At 37.8% G+C, this 16,030-nt stretch carries 15 protein-coding genes; 10 read left to right on the plus strand and 5 right to left on the minus strand.

The features are described from left to right. Positions 1-11: 11 nt before the first annotated feature. The 3 genes from AC4CUX_RS12610 to rubA form a co-directional block, all read right to left on the minus strand. Positions 12-950, minus strand: a complete 939-nt coding sequence (locus tag AC4CUX_RS12610; RefSeq protein ID WP_004694383.1) for an alpha/beta fold hydrolase — start codon at positions 948-950, stop codon at positions 12-14. A 57-nt stretch (positions 951-1,007) separates the two neighbouring features. Beyond that, a complete protein-coding gene (locus AC4CUX_RS12615; protein WP_151835829.1) occupies positions 1,008-2,186 on the minus strand; it encodes an NAD(P)/FAD-dependent oxidoreductase in 1,179 nt (392 codons plus the stop codon). Positions 2,187-2,254: 68 nt separating this feature from the next. Then, complete coding sequence (gene rubA / locus AC4CUX_RS12620; RefSeq protein ID WP_004694381.1) at positions 2,255-2,419, minus strand: rubredoxin RubA; 165 nt, start codon at positions 2,417-2,419, stop codon at positions 2,255-2,257. Between the two features lie 514 nt (positions 2,420-2,933). Between rubA and AC4CUX_RS12625 the strand changes: the two genes are divergently transcribed. Continuing rightward, on the plus strand, positions 2,934-3,476 hold the full coding sequence (locus AC4CUX_RS12625; RefSeq protein ID WP_151835828.1) for an adenine phosphoribosyltransferase: 543 nt from the start codon (positions 2,934-2,936) through the stop codon (positions 3,474-3,476). A gap of 36 nt (positions 3,477-3,512) precedes the next feature. Here AC4CUX_RS12625 and AC4CUX_RS12630 read toward each other — a convergent pair whose 3' ends face one another. Beyond that, a complete protein-coding gene (locus AC4CUX_RS12630; RefSeq protein ID WP_010326266.1) occupies positions 3,513-4,019 on the minus strand; it encodes a YqiA/YcfP family alpha/beta fold hydrolase in 507 nt (168 codons plus the stop codon). Positions 4,020-4,297: 278 nt separating this feature from the next. Here AC4CUX_RS12630 and lysS point away from each other — a divergent pair, with 278 nt between their 5' ends. The 5 genes from lysS to AC4CUX_RS12655 all read left to right on the plus strand — a co-directional run bounded on the left by lysS (position 4,298) and on the right by AC4CUX_RS12655 (position 12,162). Next, the gene (gene lysS, locus AC4CUX_RS12635; RefSeq protein ID WP_062034107.1) at positions 4,298-5,824 is read left to right on the plus strand and encodes a lysine--tRNA ligase; all 1,527 of its coding nucleotides are present in this window, start codon (positions 4,298-4,300) and stop codon (positions 5,822-5,824) included. Positions 5,825-6,305: 481 nt separating this feature from the next. Beyond that, the gene (cysD, locus tag AC4CUX_RS12640) at positions 6,306-7,220 is read left to right on the plus strand and encodes a sulfate adenylyltransferase subunit CysD (protein WP_004694369.1); all 915 of its coding nucleotides are present in this window, start codon (positions 6,306-6,308) and stop codon (positions 7,218-7,220) included. Between the two features lie 166 nt (positions 7,221-7,386). Continuing rightward, complete coding sequence (cysN, locus tag AC4CUX_RS12645; RefSeq protein ID WP_151835827.1) at positions 7,387-9,003, plus strand: sulfate adenylyltransferase subunit CysN; 1,617 nt, start codon at positions 7,387-7,389, stop codon at positions 9,001-9,003. Between the two features lie 103 nt (positions 9,004-9,106). After that, positions 9,107-10,837 carry an ATP-dependent nuclease gene (locus AC4CUX_RS12650; RefSeq protein WP_114837886.1) on the plus strand — a complete coding sequence of 577 codons (1,731 nt, stop codon included), beginning with the start codon at positions 9,107-9,109 and terminating at the stop codon, positions 10,835-10,837. Next, on the plus strand, positions 10,825-12,162 hold the full coding sequence (locus tag AC4CUX_RS12655; protein WP_195728795.1) for a UvrD-helicase domain-containing protein: 1,338 nt from the start codon (positions 10,825-10,827) through the stop codon (positions 12,160-12,162). Before AC4CUX_RS12650 ends, AC4CUX_RS12655 begins: the two co-directional genes overlap by 13 nt. A 67-nt stretch (positions 12,163-12,229) precedes the next feature. Here the strand turns inward: AC4CUX_RS12655 and AC4CUX_RS12660 are convergent, their stop codons facing one another. Continuing rightward, positions 12,230-13,384 (minus strand): sterol desaturase family protein, encoded by a 1,155-nt coding sequence (locus AC4CUX_RS12660; RefSeq protein ID WP_201950786.1) that lies wholly within the window; start codon positions 13,382-13,384, stop codon positions 12,230-12,232. 244 nt (positions 13,385-13,628) lie between these two features. Between AC4CUX_RS12660 and AC4CUX_RS12665 the strand changes: the two genes are divergently transcribed. From AC4CUX_RS12665 to AC4CUX_RS12680, 4 genes are all read left to right on the plus strand, one after another. Then, positions 13,629-14,150 carry a PadR family transcriptional regulator gene (locus AC4CUX_RS12665; protein ID WP_201706229.1) on the plus strand — a complete coding sequence of 174 codons (522 nt, stop codon included), beginning with the start codon at positions 13,629-13,631 and terminating at the stop codon, positions 14,148-14,150. A 9-nt stretch (positions 14,151-14,159) separates the two neighbouring features. Further along, positions 14,160-14,468 carry a DUF3861 domain-containing protein gene (locus AC4CUX_RS12670; protein ID WP_201706230.1) on the plus strand — a complete coding sequence of 103 codons (309 nt, stop codon included), beginning with the start codon at positions 14,160-14,162 and terminating at the stop codon, positions 14,466-14,468. 22 nt (positions 14,469-14,490) lie between these two features. Beyond that, positions 14,491-14,751 carry a DUF2798 domain-containing protein gene (locus tag AC4CUX_RS12675; RefSeq protein ID WP_125281208.1) on the plus strand — a complete coding sequence of 87 codons (261 nt, stop codon included), beginning with the start codon at positions 14,491-14,493 and terminating at the stop codon, positions 14,749-14,751. Between the two features lie 219 nt (positions 14,752-14,970). Then, positions 14,971-15,963, plus strand: coding sequence for an NAD(P)H-quinone oxidoreductase (locus AC4CUX_RS12680; RefSeq protein WP_201706231.1), 993 nt, complete (start codon positions 14,971-14,973; stop codon positions 15,961-15,963). Positions 15,964-16,030 lie beyond the last annotated feature (67 nt).

Consider the following 16,030-nt stretch of genomic DNA (forward strand, 5'->3'; position numbering starts at 1 on the left):
TGTCCTAATGATTATGATTTAAAGTGTTGTGCAAATAATTCGCTAAGATTTGGAATGAAGTGCGGTGGGATATCATGCCCCATTCCATCAATTAATTCAAATTTAGCGCCCATAATTGCCTTTGCAACGGCCTTTCCGTGACTAGGCGGGAGTAAACGGTCTCGCGAACCGTGTACCACAAGGGTCGGTTGTTGAATCTGTTTGTCCAGTTGCAATAAAGAACCTGTACATAATATTGCTAAAAACTGTTGAAGTACACCCGCAGGGTAATAACTTCGGCGATATAATTTGCGAGAAGTCTGAATTGACTCGATTGGATTGTGATAATCAGGCGAGCCAATGATCTTAAACACTTTCAAAGAGTGGCTTACAATTCCTTCTTCATCGGTCGATTCAGGTCGCCCAATTAGACTAAAGAGTTGCTTTGGAAAAGGCGGCGGCAGTAAAGGTTGGTTGTTACTGGTGAACATTAGGCCGAGCTTTTTGACCTTCTGTGGATGACGTGCTGCTAGAATTTGCCCAATCATACCCCCCATGGATGCACCAATCACATAACTTTCATCTAAACCTAAACGGTCTAAAAGCAGTGCCACATCGTCAGCCATGTCATATAAGTCATAAGGTGCACCACGGTTATCTAAACCTAAAGCAAAACGACCCATCAGTTTGAGGGTGTTTAAGCGTGGACCTTGATGTTTAATTTTTGAAGATAAACCAATATCTCGGTTATCAAAGCGAATGATACGAAAACCTTGATCAATCAGAGATTTACAGAAGAAATCAGGCCAAAATAAGAGCTGTGCTCCTAAGCCCATGATCAAAACAATGGTCGGATGATGGTCTTCGCCACCGATTTCGACATGGAGTTCAATACCATTGCCTAAGTCGACTTTGGTTTCGCGCATGAAAGAGGTATAGGGTGAAAGATTATATTGGAGTGCGCTATTCATTATTGTAATCCTCACATAAAGGACATCTATTGTTATAAATGTCCTTTTATTTAAACTCTAAATCTGTGCTGGAATCAAGTCTGGAACCAGTTTTGTTAATGCTAAGCGTTGTTTCGCTGCGGTTGCACCGAGCAGTACGAAGCCGCGAAGTGTACCTTGACTGTCTAGGGCTTTGGCAATCATGCCATCGTCTAATTCCTCAGTTTCCCAGTTCACCTCTGCATCGATTGGCGCAGGCAAAACAGTGAGCGGCGCAGCGGGTGTTTTAACGGCTACAGGCATAGCAGGGTAATGCACCGCAGTGGTCTCACCATTTAAGGTTTTGGCTAAAGCGCGTGCTTGTTGCATGATTGGCATGACATAAGGTAGCAAGAGTCCGTTCACTTCAGCACAATCTCCGACAGCGTAGATATGCGGCTGATTGGTCTCAAGTTGTGCATTGGTCAAAATGCCACGACTGGTTTGAATATCTGCTTCTTTTGCCAGGGAGATGCTCGGTTGTAAGCCAATCGCAGATAAGACTACATCTGCAACCAAAGACTGACCATTGGCCAAGGTCACAACATAGTCACCATTTTCAATTTTAGACACTTTTTCAACTGTAGTGCCAAGGGCAAAATGAATACCCGTTGCTTCAAGGTTTTCTTTAAAGGCACTTGAGACATGCGCTGGCAATAAACGGCCCAAAGGCTGGTTTGCCAAGTCGATGACGGTAGCTTGATGGCCTGTATGTTGTAAATCATTGGCAAATTCGCAGCCGATGAGACCTGCACCTAAAATGACTACACGCTTGTCTGCACGTTTTTCAAGTTCTGCACGGAAGGCTTTATAGTCGTCTAGATTGTTGACAACTTGAATATCATTGCTTCCATCACCAGCAATGGCTAAGCGAATTGGGTTTGCACCTACCGCTAAAACCAATTGAGAGTAGGGCTGTGTAGATTCAGCGCCATCTTTAACAAGAGTTAACTGCTGTTGTTCAGCATGAATCTCTTTCACCCAAGTATGCGTGGCAATTTGCATTTTCAGTTGTGTTGCCATTTTCTCTGCATCACCCAAAGCAATCTGTTCAGGCGCTTTGTTGGCAACAAAGGCATTGGACAACGTTGGTTTGGCATAATTAGTCGCATCATCTGCACATAGCATAAGCAGCTCTTGTTCAGGGTTCAGCTTGCGAAATTCACGTGCTACAGCATAGCCTGCCATACCTGAGCCAATGATGACGATGGGATGCATAAGGTTCTCCAGAGATTATTTTAAAGACGTAAAAAAAGACCATGCTGCATGGTCTTTAACACTATGAATTAGATTTCAACCATTTCAAAATCGATTTTTGACACGCCACAATCTGGGCAAGTCCAATCGTCAGGGATATCGTCCCATTTTGTTCCCGCCACGATGCCATCTTGTGGCCAACCTTCTGCTTCGTCATAAATCCATCCACACACGATGCATTGATACTTCTTCATTTGACTCTCCAAAACGCTGAACAAGAAAGGGTTCAGCAAAATAATCCATTACGCAAGCTGCTATTCATCTGAGTGGTTAGCATGCTTCGCTAACCTAAATTTTTACGCAGTTCTAATACGAATGTAAAGTAAATATCGGAGTTTAATGATTGAATCTATCGGCTAAAAGCGATAATCAGGACAAAACGTATCATTTAAAACCAGATCACGTTTTGCGAATGGGTGAAGGTTGTAGATGATTACATCTAAAAAAGATGCGTTTTTTCAGTCAGCTAGCCTTATAAAATTATTGATGTATAGACTAAGGTCGTGCTGTAAACTCAAAGTTAAATTGCTATTTTAATATTGAGTACATCTATACCTAATATTTATTAAATAAATGATTTAATTAAAAACAATAATTTACATAAATATTTTGGTTGTTCGGTCGGCTGCATAGCCAGTACTTGACTGTTTTTTTAACAGATAAAGCTGTAAAATTCATCTATTCCTTTTCAAATTTTATTGATCTCCTATGAACAACTTGTCTACAACGTTGTGGTCGCACATTCGTACGGTCCAAGATTTTCCAAAACCTGGGATTTGCTTCTTCGATTTAACACCATTGTTTATGAGCAATATTGAGCCTTTAACCGACGCGTTAATTGCAAGTATTCCTGCTGAACAGTTGGCGGAAGTAGACAGTTTTGTTGCTGTAGAAGCGCGTGGCTTTGTCCTTGCGAGCTTATTGGCACAGCGTTTAGGTAAAGGTTTATTGTTGGTGCGTAAAGCGGGCAAGCTGCCACCACCAGTGGTGGGCGTGGGTTATAGTTTGGAATATGGTTTAGACCGTTTAGAAATGGCAGCCAATACCCCATCGCAAAAAGTGATTATTGTGGATGACGTTTTAGCGACAGGCGGTACATTAAAAGCCGTTAAACAGTTGGTGGCAAAATGTAATCATGAAGTGCTCGGTGCCAGTATTTTTCTTGATTTGCCTGATTTGCATGCTGACTTAGGTTTAAAGATTTGGTCAGTGTTAGATGATAAATCGAAACCAGACTCTGTTGCTGCATAAGCACATTAAAAAGCCTTGGGACATCCAAGGCTTTTTTTATTTATATAAATATTGTTGTTCTAAATGTTCAATTAGCTGATTAATATTTTCAGGTTTAAGTAGTCGGTGATGTCCACCTTCAACCGCTTGAATCAACATATAATTTTCTAAAATTTCCTGTGCTGCATACATATCAATTAATTCATCTCCCAGCTCCAAGTAGGCCACTTGCGGTACATTGTGGTCTAAGTCAGTATCATTAATACTCGGATAATCATCGCGAAAGTCAGGGGCTAAGCGTGGGTTGGCAATCACACATGGAATTTGATGTAGCAGCGACATTTTCAATGCCCAATATGCACCAATACAATGCCCAACAATAATTTCAGGTTTTATTTTTTCAATAATATCGTCGTAGAAACTGGCTACGGTAGAAAAATTGAGATAGCGATAATCGATATCGATACAAAATTTCTGCTTTGCATCAATGGCATGGAACTTAGTGGACTCGCGTGAGGAGTCTAATCCATGCAAAAACAAAATTTTAGATTCGCATCTGCTCATGATTTATCATTCAATTAAAAAACTAAATTATTTTATGAGTGGAGAAAAGTTTACTTTTCCACGATTTATAATGTCCATTGTAGAGGGATTAACCGTGAAATGAAGTTAGCTTTTGGTCTAAGAAATAGACAGACCTTTTATACGGTGGGTTCTTAGCTCTGAAATAAACGGGATATATACTTTTTTATATACCGCATGGTTTTTGATGATGCTCATTCGTCTGGAATTCTGCTATGCTATGCAACTTCCGTTTTTTAATACATATACACGAGGCAGAGATGACGCAACAAAACGCTCAATCGACTTCTGAACAAGCCATTTCCGAAAACGATTTAATTGCACAGCGTCATGCCAAGTTAAAGCAGATTGAAGATCAAGCCAAACAAACGGGCACTAGCCCATGGCCAAACACGTTTAAACGTGAACATTATGCGCAAGACTTACAAGATCAATTTGCAGACAAAAGCAAAGAAGAAATTGAAGCAGCAGAGCATGTTTATGTGTCTGTAGCGGGCCGTGTGATGTTGAACCGCGGTTCATTCATCGTGATCCAAGATATGACGGGTCGTATCCAGTTATATGTAGCGCGTAAAGAGTTAGCACCAGAAACCCTAGAAACCATTAAGAGCTTAGATCTTGGCGATATTATCGCGGTGAAAGGTTATATTGGTCGTTCAGGTAAGGGTGACCTTTATGTACATATTGAACACTTTGAGCTTTTAACCAAGTCGCTTCGTCCACTTCCAGATAAATTCCATGGTCTAAACGATACTGAAGTTAAATATCGTAAGCGTTATCTTGACCTGATTGTGAACGAGGAAACACGTAAGACTTTTGAAATTCGTGCCAAAGTGGTTTCAGGCATTCGTGCGTTCTTAACTGAACAGCGCTTTATGGAAGTAGAAACACCGATGATGCATGTGATTCCAGGTGGAGCATCAGCGCGTCCATTTGAAACGCATCATAATGCTTTGGATATGCCACTTTTCTTACGTATTGCGCCTGAGCTCTACTTAAAACGTTTGGTGGTCGGTGGTTTTGAGCGTGTGTTTGAAATCAACCGTAACTTCCGTAACGAAGGTGTTTCGACGCGTCATAACCCAGAATTCACTATGATTGAATTCTATCAAGCTTATGCAGACTATAAAGACTTGATGGAACTTACCGAAAATATGCTTGAGCGTTTAGCGTTGGACATTTTGGGTTCAACTGATGTGCCTTATGGTGAAGAAGTATATAGCTTCAAAGGCCCATTCAAGAAAATTTCAATGTTTGATGCCATTCTAGCACACAACCCACAGTTCACGCCTGAAAATGTCAATGATCGTGAATTCTTGGCAAAATTTGTGCAAGAAGAACTTAAAGAACAGGTGAAACCAGGTTTTGGTTTGGGCAAACTTCAAACCATCGTATTTGAAGAAACTGTTGAAACTCAGCTACGTCAACCGACTTTCATTACAGAATATCCTGCTGAAACTTCGCCATTGGCACGTCGTAATGATCATAACCCACACATTACGGACCGTTTTGAGTTCTTTATTGGTGGTCGTGAACTTGCGAATGGTTTCTCCGAGTTGAATGACCCGATTGACCAAGCTGAGCGTTTTCAAGCACAGGTTTCAGAAAAAGACGCAGGTGATGATGAAGCAATGCACTACGATGCAGACTTTGTTGAAGCACTTGAGTACGGCTTACCGCCGACAGCGGGTGAGGGTATTGGTATTGACCGTTTAGTCATGTTATTCGCTAATGCAGCAAGTATTCGTGATGTGATTCTGTTCCCACACATGCGTCATAAAAACTAAGTTTGATATGAACATAAAAAGCCCGCATTTATTGCGGGCTTTTTATGTTTTACGGATTAATCTTGAAATAATTGGAATCCAAACTTGGGGTTATCATGTTGATATATAAAATCAACAAGCTGGTCTGTATTGAGTGTGCTTTTTAGTATTCTAGGTTGCGAGTTTGGTAAGTCATATACATAGAACGTAAATGAAACCTACACTAGGTATTTGTAGATGTATTACCTAGCAGAAACATAGATGAAGAATCGAAGCGTGAACAGGCTTAGTGCTTTGAATGAAGTTGATGTAATATTTGAGTTTATTTAGTGATATATTATTGTTAAATAAAACTTATAGGGCTTATCAATTTTGTTTTATATGAGGTTTTTGCATATAAATATAATAAAACAAGCAATAGTGTGTATAACTAAATCTTTATAATGAATATATATTTTTAAAAGTGTAATAAGTACACGATTTTTGTGAGTTGGTGCTGTCAATGTCATTAAATGAGGAAAGACTTACTCATCTTAAACAGCTTGAAGCTGAGAGTATTCATATTATCCGCGAAGTAGCTGCTGAGTTTGAAAACCCAGTGATGCTTTATTCTATTGGTAAGGATTCAGCAGTCATGCTGCATCTGGCGCTTAAAGCGTTCTATCCTGCCAAGCTTCCATTTCCGCTTCTACATGTAGATACAGGCTGGAAATTTAAAGACATGATTGCTTTCCGCGACAACATGGCAAAAACCCATGGCTTTGATTTGATCGTACATCAAAACAAAGAAGGGAAAGATGCGGGCATTAACCCATTTGACCATGGTAGCTCAAAATATACCGACATCATGAAAACTCAAGGCTTAAAACAAGCACTTGATAAATACGGTTTTGATGCGGCATTTGGTGGTGCGCGTCGTGATGAAGAAAAATCACGTGCTAAAGAACGTGTCTATTCATTCCGTGACTCGAAACACCGTTGGGACCCGAAAAACCAACGTCCTGAACTTTGGAATCTTTACAACGGTAAAGTGAACAAAGGTGAAAGTATTCGTGTATTCCCACTATCAAACTGGACTGAGCTTGATATTTGGCAATACATCTACTTGGAAAGCATTCCATTGGTTCCACTTTATTTAGCTGCAGAACGTCCTGTGGTTGAGCGTAGTGGCACCCTGATTATGGTTGATGATGAACGTATGCCTTTAAAAGAAGGCGAAGTTCCACAAATGAAATCGGTACGTTTCCGTACTCTTGGTTGTTACCCACTTACGGGTGCAGTTGAGTCAACGGCAAATACCTTACCTGAAATTATCCAAGAAATGTTGCTTGCAACCAGCTCTGAACGTCAAGGTCGTATGATTGACCATGATGAGGCGGGCTCGATGGAGAAGAAAAAGCAAGAAGGTTATTTCTAACTGTTTATAAATCTCTCCCCTTGCGCAGCAGTGCTGCTCATCTTTTTCTAAGAGAGGAGAAAAGCCCTTGTTTTGTAAAGGGGAAAGTCTCCCTTAACAAAGGGAGATTTAGAGGGATTAAAGAGATTAAAAACCGATTTCTAAAGAATATGTGGAGTTTTGAGCAATGTCTCATCAATCAGAACTGATTAGCCAAGATATCTTGGGCTATCTAAAACAACATGAAAATAAAGACTTATTGCGTTTTCTGACTTGCGGTAACGTCGATGATGGTAAGTCAACTTTAATTGGTCGTTTGCTTTACGATTCAAAATTGATTTATGAAGATCAATTGCAAGCGGTGACTCGTGACTCTAAAAAAGTCGGTACGACAGGCGATGCACCTGACTTAGCACTCCTTGTAGATGGTCTACAAGCTGAGCGTGAGCAGGGTATTACCATTGATGTTGCTTATCGTTATTTCTCAACTGAAAAACGTAAGTTCATCATTGCCGACACGCCAGGACATGAGCAATACACGCGTAACATGGCAACGGGTGCGTCAACCTGTGATCTTGCGATTATCTTGATTGATGCGCGTTATGGTGTACAAACTCAGACGCGTCGCCATACTTATATTGCAAGCTTACTGGGCATTAAGAACATTATTGTTGCGATTAACAAAATGGACTTAGTTGAATTTTCTGAAGCGCGCTTCAATGAAATTCAGACAGAGTATGCAGGTTTTGTTGCACAACTCGGTGACCGTAAGCCAAACAACATTATCTTTACGCCTATTTCAGCATTGAATGGTGATAACGTTGTCAATAAATCACCAAATACGCCATGGTACACAGGCGAAACTTTGATGGGTACGCTTGAGTCTGTGGAAATTAACCGCAGTTCGGTGACTAACGATTTCCGTTTCCCTGTGCAATATGTAAACCGTCCAAACCTCGACTTCCGTGGTTTCTGTGGTACGGTTGCGTTGGGTGATGTATCTGTAGGTGACAAAATCGTGGCTTTACCATCGGGTAAGTCATCAACGATCAAAGAAATTGTCACTTATGATGGTAATTTAGAGCGTGCCGTTGCAGGTCAAGCGGTAACCTTGACGCTGAATGACGAAATTGATATTTCGCGTGGTAACGTGCTTGTACGTGCAGATCAAACTGCGCCAGAAATTTCACGTTCAGTGAATGCTACTGTGGTCTGGATGGCAGATCAACCACTGGTGATTGGTAAGCTTTATAACTTAAAAGTAGGCACGCAAACTGTTCCTGCAAAAGTGACCGCAATTAACTACCGTACCAATGTAAATACATTGGAAAAAGTACAAGTGGATAGCCTTGAGCTGAATGCCATTGCCAATGTCACTGTTGAGTTTGATGCGCCTGTCGTATTTGATCGCTACCAAGACAGTCGTTATACAGGTTCGTTTATCTTCATCGACCGTTTAAACAACGTGACGATTGGTGCGGGTATGGTGGAAGAGTCTGTGGAATGGTCTGCATACAGCAACCCTGTCACAGCGGAAGATCGTGCTGCACGTTTAGGTCAAAAACCTGCTGCGGTAACTGTATCTGTGAAAGCACTTGAAAATGCACAAGTACTTGAAAACTTGTTAATTCAACAAGGTGTGGTTGCGATTGCGAAAGCAGGTCTAACTGCTGATCAGGTTGCACTAGTACGTGAAACAGGTGTGGTTGTGGTGACTGACCTTGTCGATGGTACAGATGTCGCATTCACTCAAGATGCGGTTGAAGAGCTAGCTGATAAAATTGTTGAATTGGTTCGTCTATAAGAGATTGAGCTGATTTGAAGGAACCCACCGTAAGGTGGGTTTTTTTATTGAAAAATTAAAAAATAGTGGTAATAATGCATGAAAAATAAACGAGTTTAGTTAAATGTTTAAAAGTTTGACATTGAAAAATTTTAGAAATTTTGAAAATATTTATATTGAGCTCAAAGATAAAAATATAATTTTAGGGATGAATGATGTTGGTAAAAGTAATCTATTGCATTCATTAAGAATGATATTTGATAGGAAGATAAGATTAGATGAAATACATAGTAGTGATTTTCATAATAAAAATATGGGTTCGGCTATTGAAATAATTGTAGGTTTAGATATATCACATTTTGATGGAGATGATGTTGAAAAGCTTATAGCTAAAGTACAAGAGGCAAGAACACAAGAAGAATCACAAAATTTTTATATAAAGCTAAAAATAGATAATAAAGAAGATGAGGGAGCTTTAAAGCAATTTTATTGGGGAGATGATTTAGATAATTTAAGAGAAATAAAAGCTAAAGGCATTAACTATTTGGTTTTAGATGATGTATTTAGCGTGGTTTACATACCTTCTCACGTGGAAACAGTAAGGGTTTTCAATGATATTAGAAAGGAAATTTTAAAAGATATAGAAGAAGTTGAACATGACTTCATTCTCAAAAATGAGATAAATGAAAATTTTCAAAAGATAAATGAAAAGATTCAAGAGTTGACAACGGTTTGTAAAATTGAAGAAGTGATAAACACTAATTTAAAAGTATTTGATGATGCATACAAAGTAACAATTACATCTCAATCTGTAGTTGATGACTTATACAAGCAACTTAAAATTTATACAATTGAAAGTGACCATGATCATCTTTATCCAGCATCTGGAGATGGTCGACAGAAGAAAATAATGTACGCAATGTTACATTATTTTTTAGAGAAAGAAGCTATTAAAAAAATTCCCATCTTAATTCTAGAAGAACCAGAAAATCATTTATTTTTAAGTGCGCAAATAGACTTATCTAGAACATTATTTGATGATTTAAATATTAAGTATATTTTTTGTTCAAGCCACTCATCTGAGCTACTGTATCATATTGGTATAGATTGTAATTTAGTTAGGTTGTATCGCCAGAAAAATATGCCCTTAAGAAAAACTATCAGTAGTTCGGCACAGATAAGTAGTGAATATCATAATCTAAAAAAAATGTATGCTGAGGGGCTCAGTAAAGGATACTTTGCGGATTGTGTTTTATTGGTTGAAGGTTATTCGGAAAAACTTTTGTGTGATTCTATTTTAAGTTGTGTACTCAGTAAAAACCAGTTTCAAAAACTGTATGTTTTACCAGTGCTTGGTACAAATTTTAAACCATATAGAGATTTACTTAAAAAACTTGGAATCAAGATTATCGTTCGAACGGATAATGATATATATAAGAATGATATTTATGGATTAAAACGCTGCTTAAAAATAGTTAATAAGAACCTTACTGAGATCATTCCTGAAGAGCTAAAAGGTAGGAAAGATGAAGGTGAAATAATTTTGAATAAGAAGAAGAAAGATCTACACAAACACTTTCAACCATTAATTGAGAATCTTAAACTGGAACATGATATATTTTTGGCTGAAATTGATTTAGAAAATGATATTGTAAATGCTTTATTGGATGAGGGAATAAGTAATTGTTCGCTTAATGGTGAAGTTGTTGATTTAGAGGAATTGAAGTCAGAACTTCAATATAAAAAATGGCACAATATGTTTTTATTTTTAGAAGAAAATGAAGAACTATTTGAAATAATATTCAAAAATTCAAGATTTGATTTTTTAAAAGAAGTAAAAGCATGCCTAGTTTAGATTTTACATTGGAACAACAGAGAATATTAGATTGTACTTCGGAAAATATAATTGTTTCAGCTTGTGCCGGATCTGGAAAATCTTCTACATTAGTTGAAAAAGCAAAAAGGGAAATATTGCTAAGTCGTCCATGGAAGAAATTGGCAGTACTTACGTTTACAAATAAATCTAAAGATGATTTGATTTCTAAAGTAAATCATCCATCAATTATCATTACAACATTTCATGGGTTTATTTTTGAAAATGTTTTCCCTTTCGACCCATATTTTTGTAATGAAGTTAGGGAGTCTTTCCAAAAAAGAGCTAATACATATATTGAGTGGTTAGATGCTTTTAAAAATAATAAAATTATCATGGGGTCTAGTGGTAAAAATGATTTTGTACTACAGCATGCTCTTTTTCTACTTAATAAGATAAATTTAAAAAAATTTTTGAAATCGAAATTTCATGCTGTTTTTATTGATGAGGCGCAAGATAATAATATCCAGCAATATTCTATTGTTGAATTTTTAATAAATTGCAAGATTAAAATCTTGATGGTTGGCGATCCTAATCAGACTTTATATGGCTTTAGGGGAGCTTGTTCTGAAACCTTTAAAAAATATAAAGATGATTCTAGGTTTGATAGTTTTATTTTATCTGAGAACTTTAGATGCCATAATATTATAAATGAAATTGCTATATCATATAGTTTCCCAGATAAAAACTATTGTGAGAATGGGAAAGGTTATATAGTAACTAATCTCAGTAAGTTGGATGAAATTGTTGAAAAGCTTCAGTATGAGTCGATCGCATTTTTAAAAAAAACTAATTATGATTTGCATGATTATGATGGGAAGTTTTCCATATTAAAGGAATTATCATTTTCTAGAGATGTTAATTCCGGAGTACAGGAAATTGCAATATGTCTTTTGAAATTAAAATTTAAAAAAAAATATTTTTTTTATAACGTAATGGAAGACTTACAGGTAGATATTGATAGATATAAACAAAAAGAGATAGATAAACTTAAGGATGATTTAAACACGTTTATTAAAACAGAGTCTTTTGATTTATTGTATATTTTTTTAGATATGATAAATTTTGTTGAACTAAGTAGTCAAGTATATGAAAGCTATTGTGCTTTAAGTAAATTAGAAGAAACAAAAAATTTCTTTCGGGATACAAGAAGGCATGTGACAATGACTATTCATTCATCGAAAGGGTTAGAGTTTGATAATATTATTATAAGAAAGGATGATCTTTATCATAATGGAGTACTTCAGAAAAATAACTTTTATGTGAGTATGACTCGAGCTAGAAATCGTGTTTTAGTAATTTTATGATTCTTGAAGAAGAAATTAATAAAAACTAATTTTTAATTCATATTTTAACTAATCGAATCACAACAAGTTAACTTTCTTTATTAAATCGTTTTTTCAGTTTATTCACATAGCGCTTAAATGGCCAAGTAAACTGCTTCACAAAACTGTTTGGAATTTTATAGCCGACGGTGCCGTATACACTGGCCAAATGATTAGGCATATAAATCGATTTAAAAATCACGTCATAAAGTGGAATAAAGGCTGCATAATTTTTATCAATCGCAGGCTTTTCGGAAGAATGATGCCAGTGATGAAATTCAGGTGTTGCAATCAACCAGCGCAGATAGGGAAAGCGGAAACGCACGTTGGAGTGAATAAAAATGGCATGGAAAGAAATAAAGACCAAATAAGCAAAGACAGCAGACGTATGAAAACCTAACAAGAAAATTGGTAAGGTTGCGATAAAACGGGTCATTAACACTTCAACGATGTGTAAGCGTGAAGAGGCTAGCCAGTCCATTTGTTCCGTTGAATGGTGAATGGCATGAAAGCGCCATAAAAAATTCACTTCATGCATCGCACGGTGTAACCAATAGGTGGTGAAGTCCACCACAATCAATAACTCAATAAACTGCAACCAAATCGGTTGTGCCTGCATATAAGGCACAATCGGATTATTGGGAATATGTGTGATCCAATACTGAATAGGCATGACCGTTAAAAACGAAAAAAGCTGAATGCCAATATGGCTAAACATGAAATATTTCATGTCTGTGACCCAGCCAACGCGCAGAATTTTCTGTTCAGTGTTCTTCGCAAAGAATCCTTCAAGCGGAATAAAGACTAAAGCAAGGATGATTAAAGTAATAACGAAATAATCAAAACCTGCATAAAATGGCAAAGTGGGTAATGTCGGTGCTTTGATTAATCCACAACCTAAAACAGCCGCTAAAATGGTGATACATAAACCATAAAAACCATATTTATTCTGTTTAATGATCGCACTATAGGTACCAAAACCAGCACTGATGATGATACCGAACAGTAAGGTGTAGTAGAAAACATCATAGTGTTTGCTATATAGCGGGCGTAGTTCTGGTGTGGTGAGCACAGTGGGGAATAAAAAACATAAAGCAGCAAGAATACCCAAAAAGCCTAAGGAAATAGAAAGAAATGCACTGATCTTGCCTTGCCCAGCATTGAGTTGTAGGTTTTCAAATTTTTTTCTAAGTTGATCTGTCATTTTAATTTAATTCTGAATTTTAGGAGTTTTGTCAGAGTTCACTTGAGGGGGGGTGAACGTGAAAACAGAGGTTAAATTTTAGCGGTATTGCAACTGTTCAGCAATCTTATCTAAAAATATCAAGTAATCCTTCACGGTTACCTATTTGATTTTAAATTTTGATGTTCTATTTCAGGGCTTGAGGTTGCAATTCTTAAAAAACAACTTAAGATATATCTTAGTAATTTAAAGATGTATCTTGTTTATGTCTAAAGCACAAAAAGTTGAACCCTTTACTGATTTGGAAATAGCGCCAGTGTTACGTAAACAGCGCCTATTTGAAGTGGGTCAGATGAAACTTTTAGCCTTACATCTCATTTCATTTGCACCTAAATATGGCTATGACCTCATTAAAGAGGTGGGTGAAATTGTGGGAGGGGGCTATTGCCCAAGTGCAGGAACGATCTATCCAACCTTGAATTATTTGGAAGAGCAACAGTTTGTTCAGGTCGCATTAGATGGCGCTGAACGTAAGCAATACCGTATAACAACCTTGGGTTTGAAGCATCTTGAGGTTGAGCAAGCAAATGTGGAAAAGATTTTATCTCGTTTCGACACGCGTAAACAAATTCAAAATAATGAACAATATCTTGATATTAAACGTGCGATGGAAAATCTCAAAGCTTCCCTAAAGCTCAAGATCCAACACAGTGAGCTAAGTGCTGAACAAATTCGTGTTATTGCAGAACAAATCGATCAAGCAGCAGTGAATATTGCACGTCTCTAGGAAAACAGAATGAAACAACATACTTATGAAGTCACCCTCAAACACATTGCAGATGCTCAAGGCAACCCATCGACCTATACCGATACTTTGAGTTTTAACACCTACAACCACGACGATATTTTTAAAGTGTTACAGGTGATTCAAAACAGTCAAATGCTGGATGCTGAAGCAGCGAAATCATTTGCTGTTGGTCTAAAGCTCTTTAGTGAGGTGATGCTAGAGCATAAAAACTTTCCACTCTTTAAAGATTTTATGCCACATTTTGGGCAGTTTATGAAAACTTTAAAACAAACCGTTAAAACGCCAAGCCAAAGCTAATTTTTATTTACTCAGGTCGATTATGTTCAACACGCTCCCCAAAATTCATATCAAACACTTAAATTGGTTAATGCCTTTATTGCTTTCAGGTCTGATGAGTGGTTCTATTTCTGGTTTTAACTTGCTGCTAAATAAAGGCTTAGTGCATAATTTCTTCAATCTTTGGCTCAAAAGCTGGAGCTTATCTTGGTTGATTGCATTTCCTCTGATTATGGTGTTTTTGCCTTTGGTTCGTAAATTTCTAATGCAGTTTGTATCTTTGCCTGATCAGCCACGCAACTGAATACCTGTGTTTTTCATTTGGCCCGAATCGTTCTAAGTAATGCTTGAGAGGGATGTCGAGAGCAGTCGCAGCTTGCTTTTTTTATCAATGATCAGCGCTATCACGTAGCAAAATAGGCTTCACACTATACATAAGTACGGTGTTCTTCATTTCAATTTATTTCTATGATCAAATAGGTCTATGAAACTTGAAAAATATCGTAAGAGTTAGGAATAAATCATGTCACAAGAAACGATGCAACAGGTCATTATTACAGAGCCGGGTGGTGTGGATAAGCTGGCATATGAAACAGTGACGATCCCTGAAGCAAAAGCAGACGAGGTCTTGGTTAAGGTTCATGCGTTTGGTATTAACCGTCCAGATATTTTACAGCGTCAGGGTTTATATCCAATGCCGCCTGGGGTAACGCAAGTGCCAGGACTTGAGGTTGCAGGTGAGGTCGTTGCAATTGGAGCTGAAGTTACACAGTTTAAATTGGGTGATAAAGTTTGTAGTTTGACCAATGGTGGTGGTTATGCCGAGTATTGTGTAGTTCCACAAAGTCAAACTTTACATATTCCAGAAAATGTAAGTTTTGTGGAAGCGGCGGCTATTCCTGAAACTTTTTTCACGGTCTGGGCGAATGTGTTCCAAATGGGTAAAGCTAAAGCAGGGGAAGTGGTGTTAGTACATGGTGGAACCAGTGGTATTGGCACCACGGCACTCATGTTATGTAAAGCATTGGGCATTAAAACCTTTGCAACCGTTGGCAGCGATGAAAAAGTACAAGCCATTGCAAATTTGACAGATGCCATCAATTATAAAACCCAAGACTTTGAACACCTGATCAATGAGAAAACGGATAATGCTGGTGTGGATGTGATTTTAGATATGGTGGGTGCACCGTATTTAGAAAAAAATTTGAACTTGCTCCGCCGCGATGGACGTTTGGTTTATATTGCCTTTTTAGGGGGGGCAAAAGCCAAAGAGGTTAAGTTGGGGCAAATTATGATGAAGCGCTTAACCATTACAGGCTCGACCATGCGTGCACGAAATACCGCTGAGAAAGCGGAGATTGCACAAGGTTTACAAGATCATGTAGCACCGCTATGGGCCAAAGGTGAGTGCTTGCCAATGATTTATCAAACTTTTGAGTTCGATCAGATTCAAGCAGCACATGCGTGCATGGATACGGGTGAGCACGTGGGTAAAGTTGTGGTAAAAATTCTGTAATATTTCTATAGTATAAAAAGTAGAGCTGACCTAGTGTCAGCTTTTTTTTGCCTAAAATTTTGCCAAA

The sequence above is a fragment of the Acinetobacter sp. 231_lipA genome, from assembly GCF_058243005.1.

Coding starts and splice junctions, on each gene's coding strand:
- AC4CUX_RS12660 (WP_201950786.1), bottom strand. CDS start 13,384: ATGACAGATCAACTTAGAAAAAAATTTGAAAACCTACAACTCAATGCT.
- lysS (WP_062034107.1), top strand. CDS start 4,298: ATGACGCAACAAAACGCTCAATCGACTTCTGAACAAGCCATTTCCGAA.
- AC4CUX_RS12655 (WP_195728795.1), top strand. CDS start 10,825: ATGCCTAGTTTAGATTTTACATTGGAACAACAGAGAATATTAGATTGT.
- AC4CUX_RS12680 (WP_201706231.1), top strand. CDS start 14,971: ATGTCACAAGAAACGATGCAACAGGTCATTATTACAGAGCCGGGTGGT.
- AC4CUX_RS12675 (WP_125281208.1), top strand. CDS start 14,491: ATGTTCAACACGCTCCCCAAAATTCATATCAAACACTTAAATTGGTTA.
- AC4CUX_RS12625 (WP_151835828.1), top strand. CDS start 2,934: ATGAACAACTTGTCTACAACGTTGTGGTCGCACATTCGTACGGTCCAA.
- AC4CUX_RS12630 (WP_010326266.1), bottom strand. CDS start 4,019: ATGAGCAGATGCGAATCTAAAATTTTGTTTTTGCATGGATTAGACTCC.
- cysD (WP_004694369.1), top strand. CDS start 6,306: ATGTCATTAAATGAGGAAAGACTTACTCATCTTAAACAGCTTGAAGCT.
- AC4CUX_RS12650 (WP_114837886.1), top strand. CDS start 9,107: ATGTTTAAAAGTTTGACATTGAAAAATTTTAGAAATTTTGAAAATATT.
- AC4CUX_RS12670 (WP_201706230.1), top strand. CDS start 14,160: ATGAAACAACATACTTATGAAGTCACCCTCAAACACATTGCAGATGCT.
- AC4CUX_RS12610 (WP_004694383.1), bottom strand. CDS start 950: ATGAATAGCGCACTCCAATATAATCTTTCACCCTATACCTCTTTCATG.
- rubA (WP_004694381.1), bottom strand. CDS start 2,419: ATGAAGAAGTATCAATGCATCGTGTGTGGATGGATTTATGACGAAGCA.
- AC4CUX_RS12615 (WP_151835829.1), bottom strand. CDS start 2,186: ATGCATCCCATCGTCATCATTGGCTCAGGTATGGCAGGCTATGCTGTA.
- cysN (WP_151835827.1), top strand. CDS start 7,387: ATGTCTCATCAATCAGAACTGATTAGCCAAGATATCTTGGGCTATCTA.
- AC4CUX_RS12665 (WP_201706229.1), top strand. CDS start 13,629: ATGTCTAAAGCACAAAAAGTTGAACCCTTTACTGATTTGGAAATAGCG.